Genomic DNA, 12615 nt, shown 5'->3' with positions numbered 1-12615 from the left:
GCCGGAAGGCCCGGGGTGGTGCCGGACGCGCGGTCCGGCACCACCCCGTCGGCGTTCATACGACTATTCGGGAGATCGTGTGCGCCGTACGGGCGAGGGGTAAGGCTGGGCCGGTCGGACCGCCCTCGCACACCGGAAGGCCCCCCAGCACATGCCGCAGCCCTTCGTCATGCCGGATTTCTACGTCCCGTATCCGGCGCGCCTCAACCCCCACGTGGAGGCCGCCCGCACGCACACGCGTGCCTGGGCGCGCGAGAGGGGGATGCTGGAGGGCTCGGGGGTGTGGGAGGAGCACGACCTCGACTCCCACGACTACGCGCTGCTCTGCGCCTACACCCACCCGGACTGCGGCGAGGACGCCCTGAACCTCGTCACCGACTGGTACACCTGGGTCTTCTTCTTCGACGACCACTTCCTGGAGGTCTTCAAGCGCACCCAGGACCGGGCCGGGAGCAAGGCCTATCTGGACCGGCTGCCGATGTTCATGCCCGCGGACCCGGCGGACCTGCCCGAACCGACCAACCCGGTCGAGGCGGGCCTCGCGGACCTCTGGCGGCGGACCGTGCCCGCGATGTCCGAGGGCTGGCGGAAGCGTTTCTCGGAGGCCACGGAGCACCTGCTGTACGAGTCGCTCTGGGAGCTCGACAACATCAACGAGGGGCGCGTCGCCAACCCCGTCGAGTACATCGAGATGCGCCGCAAGGTGGGCGGGGCGCCCTGGTCGGCGGGGCTCGTCGAGTACGCGGCGGGGGCGGAGGTCCCCGACCGGGTGGCGCGCTCGCGGCCGCTGTGCGTGCTGCGGGACACCTTCTCGGACGCGGTGCACCTGCGCAACGACCTCTTCTCGTACCAGCGCGAGGTGGAGGAGGAGGGCGAGAACAGCAACGGCGTGCTCGTCCTGGAGCGGTTCCTCGGCTGCACGACGCAGGAGGCGGCGAACGCCGTCAACGACCTGCTGACCTCGCGGCTCCACCAGTTCGAGAACACGGCCCTCACCGAGGTGCCGCCGCTCGCCGTCGAGAAGGGGCTCACGCCGGAGGAGTGCGCGGCCGTCGCGGCGTACGCGAAGGGGCTCCAGGACTGGCAGTCCGGCGGACACGAGTGGCACATGCGCTCCAGCCGGTACATGAACGAGGGCATGGTCGGCGGCCCCTCGCACCTGGACGGGATCGTCGGCACCTCGGCCCTGGACGTCCGGAACCTCTTCGGTCGGCCCGCGGCCTCGCGGCTGCGGGCCCTCACCCACGTGCCCCACCAGTACGTGGGGCCGTCGCTCCTTCCGGAGTTCGACCTGCCGTACCCGCTGGCGCTCAGCCCGCACCACGCGGAGGCGAAGCGGCGCTCCGGGGACTGGGCCGACCGGATGGGGCTCCTGGAGGGCATCTGGGACCGTCCGATGCTGGACGGCTTCGACCTGGCGCTGTGCGCGGCGGGGCTCGACCCGGACGCCACCCCGGAGGAACTGGAGCTGAGCTCCGAGTGGCTCGTCTGGGGGACGTACGGGGACGACCACTACCCGCTGGTCTTCGGCCGGCCGCGCGACCTCGCCGGCGCGAAGGAGCAGACCGAGCGGTTCAAGGCCTGCATGCCGCTGGAGGAGCCGGCCCTGGGGGCGGCGTCCGCCGTGAACCCGATGGAACGGTCGCTCGCCGACCTGTGGGCGCGGACGGCGGGCCCGATGTCGCCGGAGGCGCGCGGGCAGCTGCGGCACGCGCTCGACGCCATGCTGGACGGCTGGCTGTGGGAGCTGCACAACCAGGCGCAGCACCGGGTGCCCGACCCGGTCGACTACGTCGAGATGCGCCGCTCCACCTTCGGCTCGGAGCTGACCACCCTGCTGTGCCGGCTGCGGCACGCCGACGCGCTGCCGGCCGCGCTCCACCGCACGGGCACGGTGCGCGCCCTGGAGCGGTCGGTCATGGACTACGCGACGCTCCTCAACGACCTCTTCTCGTACCAGAAGGAGGTCGAGGTCGAGGGCGAGGTGCACAACGGCGTCCTCGTGCTCCAGAAGTTCTTCGACTGCGACTACCCGACGGCGGTCGCCATGGTCGACGACCTGATGCGGGGCAGGCTGCGCCAGTACGAGCACCTGAAGAGGCACGAAGTCCCGCTGCTCTACGAGGACTTCGGGCTCGACGAGGAGGGCAGGGCGGCCTTCGGGGCGTATCTGCGGGAGCTGGAGGACTGGCTCGCCGGAATCCTCAACTGGCACCGGAACGTCCGGCGTTACCGGGCCGAGGACGTGCGCTCGGGCGCCGGGACCCCGCTGCTGCGGCACGGTCCGAAGGGGCTCGGCACCTCGGCGGCACGGGTGACGGAGCTGCTCGGGGCCGCGCCCCGCTGAGGCGCGCGAAGGCCCCCGGGAGGTTCCCGGGGGCCTCGTGTCCGCTCAGGGGCGACGGCCGCGCAGTTCGTCGATCTCCCGGCGCTCGCGCTTGGTGGGGCGGCCGGCGCCCCGGTCGCGGACGGCGGCGACCGCGACGTGCTCGCGGGGCGGCGGGGGCGGGCTGTTGTCCACGTACGCCTCGGCGGCCACCGGCGGGCCGATCCGCTTGGTGTGCAGCACCTTGACCTCGACGATCCGCTCCCGGCCGCCGTGGAAGACCCGGACCTCGTCGCCGGGCTTCACCGGCTGGGCGGGCTTGACCCGCTCGCCGTTGACCTTGACGTGCCCGGCCCGGCAGGCCGCCGCCGCCTGGGAGCGGGTCTTGGTCAGGCGGACCGCCCAGATCCAGCTGTCGACACGCGCGCTCACGCCGCCCCGCTCTCCCGTCAGCCCTGCTGGAACAGCTCGGCGGGCAGCGGCTTGAGCAGCGCGTACAGGTCGTCGCTGATCGGCCGGTCCCAACTGGCGATCGTCACGAGGACGTTGTCGCTGCGGTCGAACTGGACGCAGGAGATGCGGCTCTCGGAGAGCTTGAGGCGGCGGACGATGAGGAGGTTGTCGCCCTGCATCACGGGGACGTCCTCGATGTCGAGCACCTCGACCGGCTCGTCGTTCTCCAGGGCGGCGAGGAGCTGCGCCACCTCGAAGGGGATCTGGCCGTCCCCGAGCTCGCGGGCCGGGGAGCCCGCCGGCAGGTTGCCGATGATCATCGCGGGGCCGCGGCCGCCGAACAGGTCGTACCGGAGGAACACGCCCTGGCAGGAGCCGTCGGGCGCGGGCAGCAGGCCGGCGCCGAGATTGCCGGGCCAGTCCCCCGGGTCCATGGCCAGGACGTCGAAGTCCGGACCCGCGGGTGTGGCGGCGCTGCGGCGGCGGAGGAAGGACATACGGCCATGGTACGTGCCCCGGGGCGGGACGCGACGCGCCGGGCGGCTCCGTACCGGCGGTCCGCCCGCGCGGGGGCGCCGCGGCTCGCGTTCCGTGCCGCGGAGGGCCCCCGGCGGGTCCCGGACCGGCGTCCGGCGGGCTCGCCGGAGCCCCGCGCCGGGGAGCGCCCGGCCCGCGGCGGTCGCCCGGGGCGCCCGGGCGATCGCCGCGGGTACGCCGTGCGGGCGGCCGGGGCCGGTGCGCGCGAGGCCGCCGGCCGCCCCGCGCACGTCGGCCCCGGCCGCCCGCACGCGTCACCCCGTCCGGCCGCCGGAGCGCTCCGCGAGCCGGTTCAGGACGTCCAAGGCCTCCTCGGCGCGGGCGTGTTCGACGAAGAGGTGGTCGTGGTGGAACCCGGCCACCACGTTGCAGCTCAGGCCGGCGTCGGCGAGTTCGCGCGCGACGGCGGCCGTGAGCCCGACGGCGTCGAGCGCGGAGTGCACCCGCAGCGTGATCCGGCCCGCCACGTAGGCGTACGCGAGGGAGGCGGCGTCCGCCTCCTCCTGCCGTACGACGAGGGTGAGCCCCTCGGGCTCGGCGACGGTGACCACCGGGGCGAGCCCGGCCGGGGCGGGGCCGTCCACCGTGGTGAAGACGTACCGGCCGGGGTCGAGTTCCGGTCGCAGGCCGGCGAGGAGCCGGGACAGATCACGTTCCGCGTTCATGCGCGCCAGGGTAGGCGGACGCGGTCACGGGCGCGGCGGGACGCCCGCCGGGCCCGCCGCGAACGCCAGGGGCGGGGCGATCGCCTGGGCGTCCGCGCCCTCCCCGACCCACAGGCCGATGAGGAGCGCGGCGGTCGCTTCCAGCAGTCCCGCGCGGTCGAGGCCGCCCCCGGCCAGCGGGGTGCAGCCCGTGTCCCGCACCAGCTCCCCGGCCAGCGCGAGCGCTTCCCCGTCGTCCCCGCAGACCGGGACGGCGAGGGGACGTCCGTCGAAGACGGGCGGCGTCATCCGCCACACGTCCTCGTGGCAGAGGTTGAAGGCCTTGACGACCCGCGCCCCGGGCGCCGCGTCGGCCAGCCGGCGGGCGGCGGAGGGGCCGCCGTCCGTGAGGAGCCGGAAGCCGGGGCCCACCGGGTTGGAGCAGTCCAGCAGGACCCGCCCGGCCAGGGGGACCCGCAGGCCCGCGACGACCTCCGCCCCGGCGCCGTACGGCAGCGCGGCGAGGACGACGGCCCCGAACCCGGCCGCCTCCTCCGGGCCGCCGTGCCGCGTCCCGCCGCCCAGCCGGGCGGCGAGCCGCTCCGCCCGCCGCCCGTCCCGGCCGCCGACGAACACCTCGTGGCCGGCCCGCACCCAGTGGGTGGCGAGGGCGTCCGCCATGCCGCCCGTTCCCAGTACGCCGATCCTCATCGTTCCCGTCCTCGGGGTCTGCCGGTCTCCCGGGCCTCGGGCGCCGGCGTCCGGCACCTCGGGAATGACACTAGGGAGCGGTTCGGGCACCATCCGGTACGTGACTTCCGACGGATACCTCGCCGACTGCCGTGCCCGTCTGGCCTTCGACCTGCTCGCCAACACCTGGAACTCGGTGGTCCTCTGGGCCCTGCGCGACGGCCCGAGCCGCCACGTCGAGCTGCGCGGGCGCATCGGCGGCATCAGCTCCAAGGTCCTCACCGAGACGCTGCGGCGGCTGGAGTTCAACGGCCTGGTGGAGCGGCGCGTCCGCACCGGGACGGAGACCCGGGCCGTGTACGCGCTCACCCCGCTGGGGCGGAGCCTGCTCGGTCCGATCGGCGCGTTCGGGGAGTGGGCCTTCGAGCACGGCGACGAGGTGATGGCCGCGCAGGAGCGGCACGGCGGGTGAGGGGCGGTCCTGCCGTCCGGCCCCTTCGTCCCCGTCAGGGGTTCGGCCGGCCGCCGGACCGGGCGAGGAAGGCGGCGGCCGTGCGGACGAAGGCGCCCGGGTCGTCCGCCCAGGGGTAGTGGCCGGCGCCCGGCTGGACGGCGAGTTCGGCGGACGGGAAGAGGGCGGCCGCCTCGGCGGCGCGGGCGGGGGTCGGCCCGGGGTCGTGCTCGCCCGCCAGGACCAGGACCGGCGCGGTGAGGGCGGCGAGGGCGCGGCGGGTCGCCACCGGGTGGTAGGCGCCCTCGCCGTGGTAGGCGCCGGCGGCCTCCCAGCGGGTCTGCCGGTCGGTGGCGGCCGCGCGTTCCCGGGCGGCGTCGTCCCAGCGGCCGTAGGAGAAGGGCGCGGTGATCCCGTACATCCGGGACAGCGGGGTGTCGGGGCCGGTCGCGTCGAGCGCGGCCCTGGCCTCCGGGTACCGGGGCCGGTCGGCGAAGACCTCGGCGGCCGCGTCCCACTCCTCGCCGGTGGTGGTGACGCCGAGCGCGCGGGCGGCGGAGGCGACCGGGACGAGGGAGCGGATCCGCTCGGGGCGGGCGGCGGCGTAGAGGGTCGCGAGGTCGCCGCCCGCCGAGTGGCCGAGGAGGTCGATCCGGTCCGGGCCGAGGTGGGCGCGGAGCGCCTCGACGTCGCCGAGCTGCCGGTCGCAGCGGTAGGTGCCGGGGTCGGCGGGCTCGGCGCTCGCTCCGGTGCCGCGGGCGTCGAGGAGCACGAGCGTCCGGTGGACGGCGAGCCCGCCGAGGTCCCCGAGGTAGGCGGCGTCCCGCATCGGGCCGCCCGCCAGGCACACCAGCGGCTCGCCCTTCCCCCGGAGGCGGTGGGCGAGTTCGGTTCCGTCGTACGTCGTGAAGGTCGGCGTGTGCCGATCCTCACCGGCCCCGATGATCTCGGCGAAGGATTCCGCCGAGGTCGCGGGGCCGGGCGCGATACGGTGGACGGGCCGTCCCCGGCGTCCTCCCTCCTCCCTAAGGAACCGTTTCACCGTGCCCGACACCCGGGAATCCGCGCTGCGCGGCGACTGCGCGAACTGCTTCGGCCTGTGCTGCGTGGCGCTGCCCTTCGCCAGATCGGCGGACTTCGCCGTGGACAAGTCCTCCGGCGAGCCCTGCCGGAACCTGCGGGAGGACTTCCGCTGCGGCATCCACACGCGGCTGCGGCCGAGCGGTTTCCAGGGCTGCACGGTGTACGACTGCTTCGGCGCGGGCCAGCGGGTGTCGCAGGTGACCTTCGGCGGGGTGTCGTGGCGCGAGGCGCCGGAGACGGCCCGGTCGATGTACGAGGTGTTCCCGGTGGTGCGCGGCCTCCACGAGCTGCTGCGGTACCTCACCGAGGCGCTGGCGCTGCGCGCCGCCCGGCCCGTGCACGCCGAGGTGCGGGCGGCGCTCGTCCGGGTCGAGGCGCTCGCGGCGGGAACGCCGGACGCGCTGGGGAGGCTGGACGTGAACGCCGTGCGGGGCGAGGTGAACCCGCTGCTGCTCCGGACGAGCGAGCTGGTCCGCGCCACGGCCGGCGGCCGGCCGAAGAGCCGGCGCGGGGCGGACCTGATCGGCAGGCGGCTGCGCGGGGCGCGGCTGCGGGGCGCGGACCTGCGCGGGGCGCTGCTCGTCGCCGCCGACCTGTCGGGGGCGGACCTGTCGCTCGCCGATCTGATCGGCGCCGACCTGCGGGACGCCGACCTGTCGGGCGCGGACCTGACGGACGCCCTCTTCCTCACGCAGCCCCAGCTGAACTCGGCGCGCGGGGACGCCGCCACCCGCCTCCCGGAGGGCTTCGAGCGCCCCGCGCACTGGACGGCCTGAGGAGCGGCGGCCCGATCAGACCCCGTACGTGTACGGGGTCGTGGTCGTCAGTTCCAGGAAGCCGAGGCGGCGGAGGATCGGGCGGCTCGTGGGGGCCGCGTCGACCTGCACGTAGCGGTGGCCCCGGTCGGCGGCGATCCGGGCGCGGTGGGAGACGAGGGCGCGGTAGAGGCCGCGCCCCCGCCAGCCCTCGACGGTGCCGCCGCCCCAGAGGCCGGCGAAGTCGGTGCCGGGGTGGAGTTCGAGGCGGGCCGCGCCGACGGGTTCGCCGTCGGCGAGGGCCACGACGGCGACGACGGTACCGGGGCCGGTCGCGAGGTGGTCCAGGAGCAGGCGCCCGAGGTGGTCGCTGTCGGTGCCGAAGGCGCGCGCGTGGACCTCGACGACCTGGCGCACGCCCGCCCCGTCGGTGACGGCGCGGAGTTCGACGCCCTCGGGCAGCGGGACGTCCCGGGGCAGGGCGGCGGCCTCGGCGGCCATCAGGGTCTCGGGCTCCCCGGCGGTGAGGCCCGCCGCGCGGAGCCGGTCGCCGAGGTCGGCGGGGGCGTCGTGCCCGTACAGCTTCCACTCGAAGGGCAGGCCGGCGGTCCGGTAGTGGGCGATCTGCGCGGCGACGGCGGCGTCGGCGCGCGCCGTGTCGTCGGTGTCGAGCCCGGACCAGAGGACGCCGTTCCACGCGTGGGCGGGGCCGGTCCGGCGGACCACCGGTCCGACGCGTTCGACCCGGCTGCCGGGGCCGTCGGGGCGGGCGTCGCGGCGCAGTTGACGGTCGTACAGGTCGAGCAGTTCGCGGGGGTCGCACGGGGTGGGCGGAGTGCCGGGGCGCTGGGGTTCCATGGCGGCCACTCCAGCAGCCGGGCGCGGGCCCGGCAACGGATTTCGGCGGGCGGACGCGGGCGCGGCCGGCGGGCCACCATCCCACCGGGAGGGTTTCGGGGTCCCGGACGAAGGTGCCGCGCTGTCGGCGGAGCCGCTCGGCGGGGGCGTCGAGCACGGGGCCTGTCTTTCTGCGGTCGGGGGCGCTCCCCTCCTCCCGCCCCGCCCCGCCCGGCCACGGGCACCGGACCGCCCCGAGAGCGCACGAAGGGCTCTCGACCGCGCGGCGGGGGCGTGGTCCGTGCGGGCGATCGGGCGCCCCGTCTCCGCTCCCCCCGCGTCCGACCCCTTGCCAAGCCCCCCGTACCTCCGGTTTTACTGACCCGAGAGGCTCTACCGAATGATCGGTAGGTTGCTTCGAGGGCACGGCGAGGAGCGCGGTGAAGAGTGTGGAGGAGCGGCGCATGACGGAAGAACTGCTGGACGGCGGCGAGCGGCTCGGGCGGGAGGAGCTGGCGGCGCTCCAGCTGGAGCGGCTGCGCGCGACCCTGCGGCACGCGTACGAGAACGTGGACTTCCACCGGCGCTCCTTCGACGCGGCCGGGGTCTCCCCGGACGACTGCCGCACGCTCGCGGACCTGGCCCGGTTCCCCTTCACCACCAAGTCGGACCTGCGCGACCACTACCCCTTCGGGATGTTCGCCGTCGACCCGTCGCGGATCCGGCGGATCCACGCCTCCAGCGGCACCACCGGCCGGCCCACCGTCGTCGGCTACACCGAGGGCGACCTGGACGTCTGGGCGGACGTGGTGGCCCGCTCCCTGCGCGCCGCCGGCGTGCGCCCCGGGCACAAGGTCCACGTGGCGTACGGCTACGGCCTGTTCACCGGCGGGCTCGGCGCCCACTACGGGGCGGAGCGCCTGGGCTGCACGGTGATCCCCGCCTCGGGCGGCATGACGGCCCGGCAGGTGCGGCTGATCCAGGACTTCCGGCCCGAGGTCATCATGGTCACCCCCTCGTACATGCTCACCCTCCTCGACGAGTTCGAACGCCAGGGCGTGGATCCCCGGTCGACCTCCCTGGAGGTGGGCGTCTTCGGGGCCGAGCCGTGGACGGAGGAGATGCGCAAGGAGATCGAGGAGCGGTTCGCGATCGACGCGGTCGACATATACGGCCTGTCGGAGGTCATGGGGCCGGGCGTGGCGCAGGAGTGCGTGGAGACCAAGGACGGCCTGCACGTCTGGGAAGATCATTTCTATCCGGAGGTCGTGGACCCGTTCACGGGCGAGGTGCTGCCGGACGGGGAGGAGGGGGAACTGGTCTTCACCTCGCTCACCAAGGAGGCCATGCCGGTGGTCCGCTACCGGACCAGGGACCTGACCCGGCTGCTGCCGGGGACGGCGCGGGTCTTCCGGCGGATGGAGAAGGTCACCGGGCGCAGCGACGACATGATCGTCCTGCGCGGGGTGAACCTCTTCCCCACCCAGATCGAGGAGATCGTCCTGCGCACCCCGGCCGTGGCCCCGCACTTCCAGCTGCGCCTGACCCGGGAGGGGCGGCTCGACGCCCTGACCGTACGGGCCGAGGCCCGGCCGGACGCGACGGCCGGGGAGCGGGCGGAGGCGGCCCGGACGATCGCGGCGGCGGTCAAGGACGGCATCGGCGTCTCGGTCGGGGTCGAGGTGGTCGACCCCGAGACGCTGGAGCGCTCGGTGGGCAAGATCCAGCGGATCGTGGACCTGCGGGACTCCGCGTAGGTCCTGTCCTGAGGGGACCTGGCCGGACGGGACCTGCCCGGCGGGCCGGAGAAACGCGCTCCGGCCGGTCCGGTCAGCCCAGGAAGCCGAGCAGCCGCTCGTCGAGCCGGTGCGGTTCGACGAGCGGCAGGGAATGGTGGGTGGCTCCGGGCAGCAGGACCGCCTCGGCCTCCGGGAGCACGCGCCGGACCCGGTCGGCGACCTCGGCGGCGCGGTGGGTGCGGCTGCGCTCAGCGAGCAGGACGAGCAGCGGCACGCGCAGGTCGGCGGCCCGGGGCCGGCCGCCGGCGACGAGCTTGCGGCCGGGGGCGGTGGCGGCGAGGGCGTGGAGGCGCCGCCAGGTCTCGTCCGGGTGGGTGCCCGCCGTCTCCCAGGCCAGGAAGGCGCGGGCGCGGGCCTCGGTCGGGCGGATCAGGAGGGGCAGCGCGCGCAGCAGGTAGCCGGGGCGGAACCCGGCGAAGACCCGGGTGGGGTCGACGAGGGCGAGGCGGTCGATCCGCTCCGGCGCGTGCAGCGCGTACCGGACGGCCAGCCAGGCGCCGTACGAGTGGCCGCACAGGTGCGTGCGGGTGAGGGCGAGCCCGTCCAGGAGCGCGTCCAGCCAGGCCGTCAGGTCGTCGGCGCTCCTCAGGGGCCCGCCCCGGCGTTCGGTCCGGCCGGCGTCGCCGAGGAGGTCGACCGCGTGGATCCGGTACCGCGCCCCGAGGGCCGGCGCGTTGGCGAACCAGACGAGACCGGTGGCGGAGCCGCCGGGCAGCAGCACCAGCGGAGGGCCGTCCACCGGACCGTGGACGTGCACGCGGGTGCGTCCGTACGGGGTGTCGACGTCCCGCTCCTCGGTGGAGGCGGGCCAGCGGGCGCGGAGTTCGTCGTAGGCGAGACCGAAGGCGCGTTCGTGGGCGGACGGAGGCATGCCCATTCCTCTCGCTGAGCGATAATCTCGTTCAACGAGATGGTACGCAAGGGTTCGAGGTACGGAGGAGTACGGGTGGACGACCGAGGTCCGGCGATGCGGCTGGTGCACCTGCTGCGGGCGGTCACCGTCGAATTCGACCTGCTCGGCGCCGAGTTCGCCGCGCGCGAGGGGCTGCACCCCACCGATGTGCGGGCGCTGATCCATCTGCTGGACGCGGCACGGGACGGGACCAGGGCCACGCCCGGGTGGCTCGGTGAGCGGCTGCGGCTGAACTCCGCCGGGACCACCGCGCTGGTGGACCGGCTGGAACGGCTCGGGCTCGTCCGGCGGGAGCGGGACGCGGAGGACCGGCGGCGCGTCCTCCTCCGGGTGGAGGAGAAGGCGGTGGAGCTGGGGTGGGCCTTCTTCGGGCCGGTCGTCGACGGGGTGGTGACGGTCGCGGAGGGGTTCGGGCCGGACGAGCTGGAGACCGTGCGCCGGTTCCTGGCATCGGTCCTCGATTCCACCGGGCGGACCGGCCCCGGCTGAGGAGCCCCGGGGCCCGGCGGGTCCTGGGACGCGTCGGGCGGATCGTCGCCGGGGCCGGCCCTGGCCCGCCGGGCACGTCCTAGCCCTCCGCGAACCGGTCCCTGAGTTCGCGCTTGAGGATCTTGCCGCTCGCGTTGCGGGGCAGTTCGGGCAGGAAGTGGACGCGCTTCGGGGCCTTGAAGTGGGGGAGCTCCTCGCGGGCGTGGGCGAGGAGTTCGGTCTCGGTGACCTCGCCGCGCGGGACGACCACCGCCGTGACCGCCTCGATCCAGCGCTCGTCGGGGAGGCCGATCACGGCCGCCTCGGCGACCCCGGGGTGGGTGTAGAGGGCGTCCTCGACCTGGCGTGAGGCGACCAGGACGCCGCCGGAGTTGATGACGTCCTTCACCCGGTCGACGATCGTGTAGTAGCCGTCGGCGTCGCGGACCGCGAGGTCGCCCGAGTGGAACCAGCCGTTCCTGAAGGCCGCCCGGGTCTCCTCGGGCTTGTTCCAGTACCCCTTGCACAGCTGCGGCGAGCGGTAGACGATCTCGCCCGGGGTGCCGTCGGGGACGTCGTCGCCCTTCTCGTCGACGACCCGGGCCTCGACGTGGCGGACCGGGCGGCCGCAGGAGTCCATCCGGCCCTCGTGCTCGTCGGGTCCGAGGACCGTGGCCAGCGGGCCGATCTCGGACTGGCCGAAGCAGTTGTAGAAGCGCAGCTCCGGCAGCCGGGCGCGCAGGCGCTCCAGGACGGGCACGGGCATGATCGAGGCCCCGTAGTAGGCCTTGCGGAGCGCGGAGAGGTCGCGGGCGGCGAACTCCGGGTGGTCGGCGAGGCCGATCCAGACCGTCGGCGGGGCGAACAGGCTGTCGGCGCGGCCCGCCTCGACCAGGTCGAACAGGACGGCCGGGTCGGGTCCGTCGACGAGGGTGTTCTCGGCGCCGACGGCGAGGTAGGGCAGCAGGAAGACGTGCATCTGCGCCGAGTGGTAGAGCGGCAGCGCGTGCACCGGCCGGTCGTCCTCGCGCAGGTCGAGGGCCTCGACGGCGCTCGCGTACTCGTGGGCCAGGGCGAGGTGGGTCATCATCGCGCCCTTGGGCTGGGCGGTGGTGCCCGAGGTGTAGAGCAGCTGGGCGAGGTCGCGGGCGTCGCGGTCGGTCTCGTACGCCTCCGGTTCGGCGAGCGCGTCGAGCAGGGAACCGGGCGCGTCCCGCAGCGGCTTGACGGGGAAGCCGTCCGGGATCCGGTCCGCGAGGGCGGGGTCGGCGAGGACGAGCGAGCTGTCCGACTGCTCCAGGACGTACGCGAGGTCGTCGCCGGTCAGGTGGTGGTTGACCGGCACGTGGATCAGGCCGGCCCTGGCGCACGCCAGGAACGCGATCAGGTAGGCGTCGGAGTTGTGGCCGTAGGCGGCGACCCGGGCGTACTCCGGCAGTCCGATGCCGTGGTGGGCCTCCCGCAGGACGGCGGCGGCGGTGGAGACGGCCGCGTCCAGCTCCGCGTAGGTCCAGCTCCGGTCGGCGTACCGGAGGGCGGTCCGTTCGGGGACGCGCCGGGCGCTCGCGCGCAGGACGCCGTCGACGGTGCGGCTGAGGAGTCGGCTCATGGCGCGATCCTCGGCGCGCACCGCACGGGAGGTCAAGTGCGGTGCGACGC

Annotated in this window: 13 protein-coding genes; 5 read left to right on the top strand and 8 right to left on the bottom strand. The window is 75.1% G+C overall.

Features of this window, described 5'->3' with window-relative positions; genetic code table 11:
* Window positions 1-151: 151 nt before the first annotated feature.
* On the top strand, window positions 152-2347 hold the full coding sequence (locus tag ACIQKA_RS05135) for a germacradienol/geosmin synthase (protein ID WP_402540005.1): 2196 nt from the start codon (window positions 152-154) through the stop codon (window positions 2345-2347).
* Window positions 2348-2392: 45 nt separating this feature from the next.
* On the opposite strand, the gene ACIQKA_RS05130 is transcribed toward ACIQKA_RS05135, so the two are convergent.
* The 4 genes from ACIQKA_RS05130 to ACIQKA_RS05115 all read right to left on the bottom strand — a co-directional run bounded on the left by ACIQKA_RS05130 (window position 2393) and on the right by ACIQKA_RS05115 (window position 4671).
* Window positions 2393-2758: an RNA-binding S4 domain-containing protein gene (locus ACIQKA_RS05130; protein ID WP_030208147.1), complete on the bottom strand. Its 366-nt coding sequence runs from the start codon at window positions 2756-2758 to the stop codon at window positions 2393-2395.
* Window positions 2759-2775: 17 nt separating this feature from the next.
* A complete protein-coding gene (locus ACIQKA_RS05125) occupies window positions 2776-3276 on the bottom strand; it encodes a hypothetical protein (RefSeq protein WP_402540004.1) in 501 nt (166 codons plus the stop codon).
* A gap of 294 nt (window positions 3277-3570) precedes the next feature.
* The gene (locus ACIQKA_RS05120) at window positions 3571-3981 is read right to left on the bottom strand and encodes an ACT domain-containing protein (protein WP_402540002.1); all 411 of its coding nucleotides are present in this window, start codon (window positions 3979-3981) and stop codon (window positions 3571-3573) included.
* 24 nt (window positions 3982-4005) lie between these two features.
* On the bottom strand, window positions 4006-4671 hold the full coding sequence (locus ACIQKA_RS05115; protein ID WP_383429273.1) for an NADPH-dependent F420 reductase: 666 nt from the start codon (window positions 4669-4671) through the stop codon (window positions 4006-4008).
* Window positions 4672-4771: 100 nt separating this feature from the next.
* Here ACIQKA_RS05115 and ACIQKA_RS05110 point away from each other — a divergent pair, with 100 nt between their 5' ends.
* On the top strand, window positions 4772-5122 hold the full coding sequence (locus ACIQKA_RS05110; protein ID WP_383160165.1) for a winged helix-turn-helix transcriptional regulator: 351 nt from the start codon (window positions 4772-4774) through the stop codon (window positions 5120-5122).
* Between the two features lie 34 nt (window positions 5123-5156).
* Here the strand turns inward: ACIQKA_RS05110 and ACIQKA_RS05105 are convergent, their stop codons facing one another.
* On the bottom strand, window positions 5157-6143 hold the full coding sequence (locus tag ACIQKA_RS05105) for an alpha/beta fold hydrolase (RefSeq protein WP_402540001.1): 987 nt from the start codon (window positions 6141-6143) through the stop codon (window positions 5157-5159).
* 1 nt (window position 6144) lies between these two features.
* On the opposite strand from ACIQKA_RS05105, the gene ACIQKA_RS05100 reads away from it, so the two are divergent.
* The gene (locus ACIQKA_RS05100; protein WP_383160170.1) at window positions 6145-6960 is read left to right on the top strand and encodes a pentapeptide repeat-containing protein; all 816 of its coding nucleotides are present in this window, start codon (window positions 6145-6147) and stop codon (window positions 6958-6960) included.
* Window positions 6961-6975: 15 nt separating this feature from the next.
* Here the strand turns inward: ACIQKA_RS05100 and ACIQKA_RS05095 are convergent, their stop codons facing one another.
* The gene (locus tag ACIQKA_RS05095; protein ID WP_402540000.1) at window positions 6976-7797 is read right to left on the bottom strand and encodes a GNAT family N-acetyltransferase; all 822 of its coding nucleotides are present in this window, start codon (window positions 7795-7797) and stop codon (window positions 6976-6978) included.
* Window positions 7798-8240: 443 nt separating this feature from the next.
* On the opposite strand from ACIQKA_RS05095, the gene paaK reads away from it, so the two are divergent.
* The gene (gene paaK, locus ACIQKA_RS05090; RefSeq protein ID WP_402539999.1) at window positions 8241-9533 is read left to right on the top strand and encodes a phenylacetate--CoA ligase PaaK; all 1293 of its coding nucleotides are present in this window, start codon (window positions 8241-8243) and stop codon (window positions 9531-9533) included.
* Window positions 9534-9606: 73 nt separating this feature from the next.
* Here the strand turns inward: paaK and ACIQKA_RS05085 are convergent, their stop codons facing one another.
* Complete coding sequence (locus ACIQKA_RS05085) at window positions 9607-10452, bottom strand: alpha/beta fold hydrolase (protein ID WP_402539998.1); 846 nt, start codon at window positions 10450-10452, stop codon at window positions 9607-9609.
* A gap of 90 nt (window positions 10453-10542) precedes the next feature.
* Between ACIQKA_RS05085 and ACIQKA_RS05080 the strand changes: the two genes are divergently transcribed.
* Window positions 10543-10977 (top strand): MarR family winged helix-turn-helix transcriptional regulator, encoded by a 435-nt coding sequence (locus ACIQKA_RS05080; RefSeq protein WP_386374368.1) that lies wholly within the window; start codon window positions 10543-10545, stop codon window positions 10975-10977.
* Window positions 10978-11056: 79 nt separating this feature from the next.
* Here ACIQKA_RS05080 and ACIQKA_RS05075 read toward each other — a convergent pair whose 3' ends face one another.
* The gene (locus ACIQKA_RS05075) at window positions 11057-12565 is read right to left on the bottom strand and encodes a fatty acyl-CoA synthetase (protein ID WP_383160178.1); all 1509 of its coding nucleotides are present in this window, start codon (window positions 12563-12565) and stop codon (window positions 11057-11059) included.
* Window positions 12566-12615 lie beyond the last annotated feature (50 nt).

The organism is Streptomyces sp. NPDC092045, assembly GCF_044756005.1.
GTDB lineage: Bacteria > Actinomycetota > Actinomycetes > Streptomycetales > Streptomycetaceae > Streptomyces.
Note: the sequence above shows the minus strand (reverse complement) of the source record. Positions and strands in the feature narration are given on the sequence as shown.

Coding starts and splice junctions, on each gene's coding strand:
- ACIQKA_RS05135 (WP_402540005.1), top strand. CDS start 152: ATGCCGCAGCCCTTCGTCATGCCGGATTTCTACGTCCCGTATCCGGCG.
- ACIQKA_RS05085 (WP_402539998.1), bottom strand. CDS start 10,452: ATGGGCATGCCTCCGTCCGCCCACGAACGCGCCTTCGGTCTCGCCTAC.
- ACIQKA_RS05075 (WP_383160178.1), bottom strand. CDS start 12,565: ATGAGCCGACTCCTCAGCCGCACCGTCGACGGCGTCCTGCGCGCGAGC.
- paaK (WP_402539999.1), top strand. CDS start 8,241: ATGACGGAAGAACTGCTGGACGGCGGCGAGCGGCTCGGGCGGGAGGAG.
- ACIQKA_RS05080 (WP_386374368.1), top strand. CDS start 10,543: ATGCGGCTGGTGCACCTGCTGCGGGCGGTCACCGTCGAATTCGACCTG.
- ACIQKA_RS05095 (WP_402540000.1), bottom strand. CDS start 7,797: ATGGAACCCCAGCGCCCCGGCACTCCGCCCACCCCGTGCGACCCCCGC.
- ACIQKA_RS05120 (WP_402540002.1), bottom strand. CDS start 3,981: ATGAACGCGGAACGTGATCTGTCCCGGCTCCTCGCCGGCCTGCGACCG.
- ACIQKA_RS05125 (WP_402540004.1), bottom strand. CDS start 3,276: ATGTCCTTCCTCCGCCGCCGCAGCGCCGCCACACCCGCGGGTCCGGAC.
- ACIQKA_RS05115 (WP_383429273.1), bottom strand. CDS start 4,671: ATGAGGATCGGCGTACTGGGAACGGGCGGCATGGCGGACGCCCTCGCC.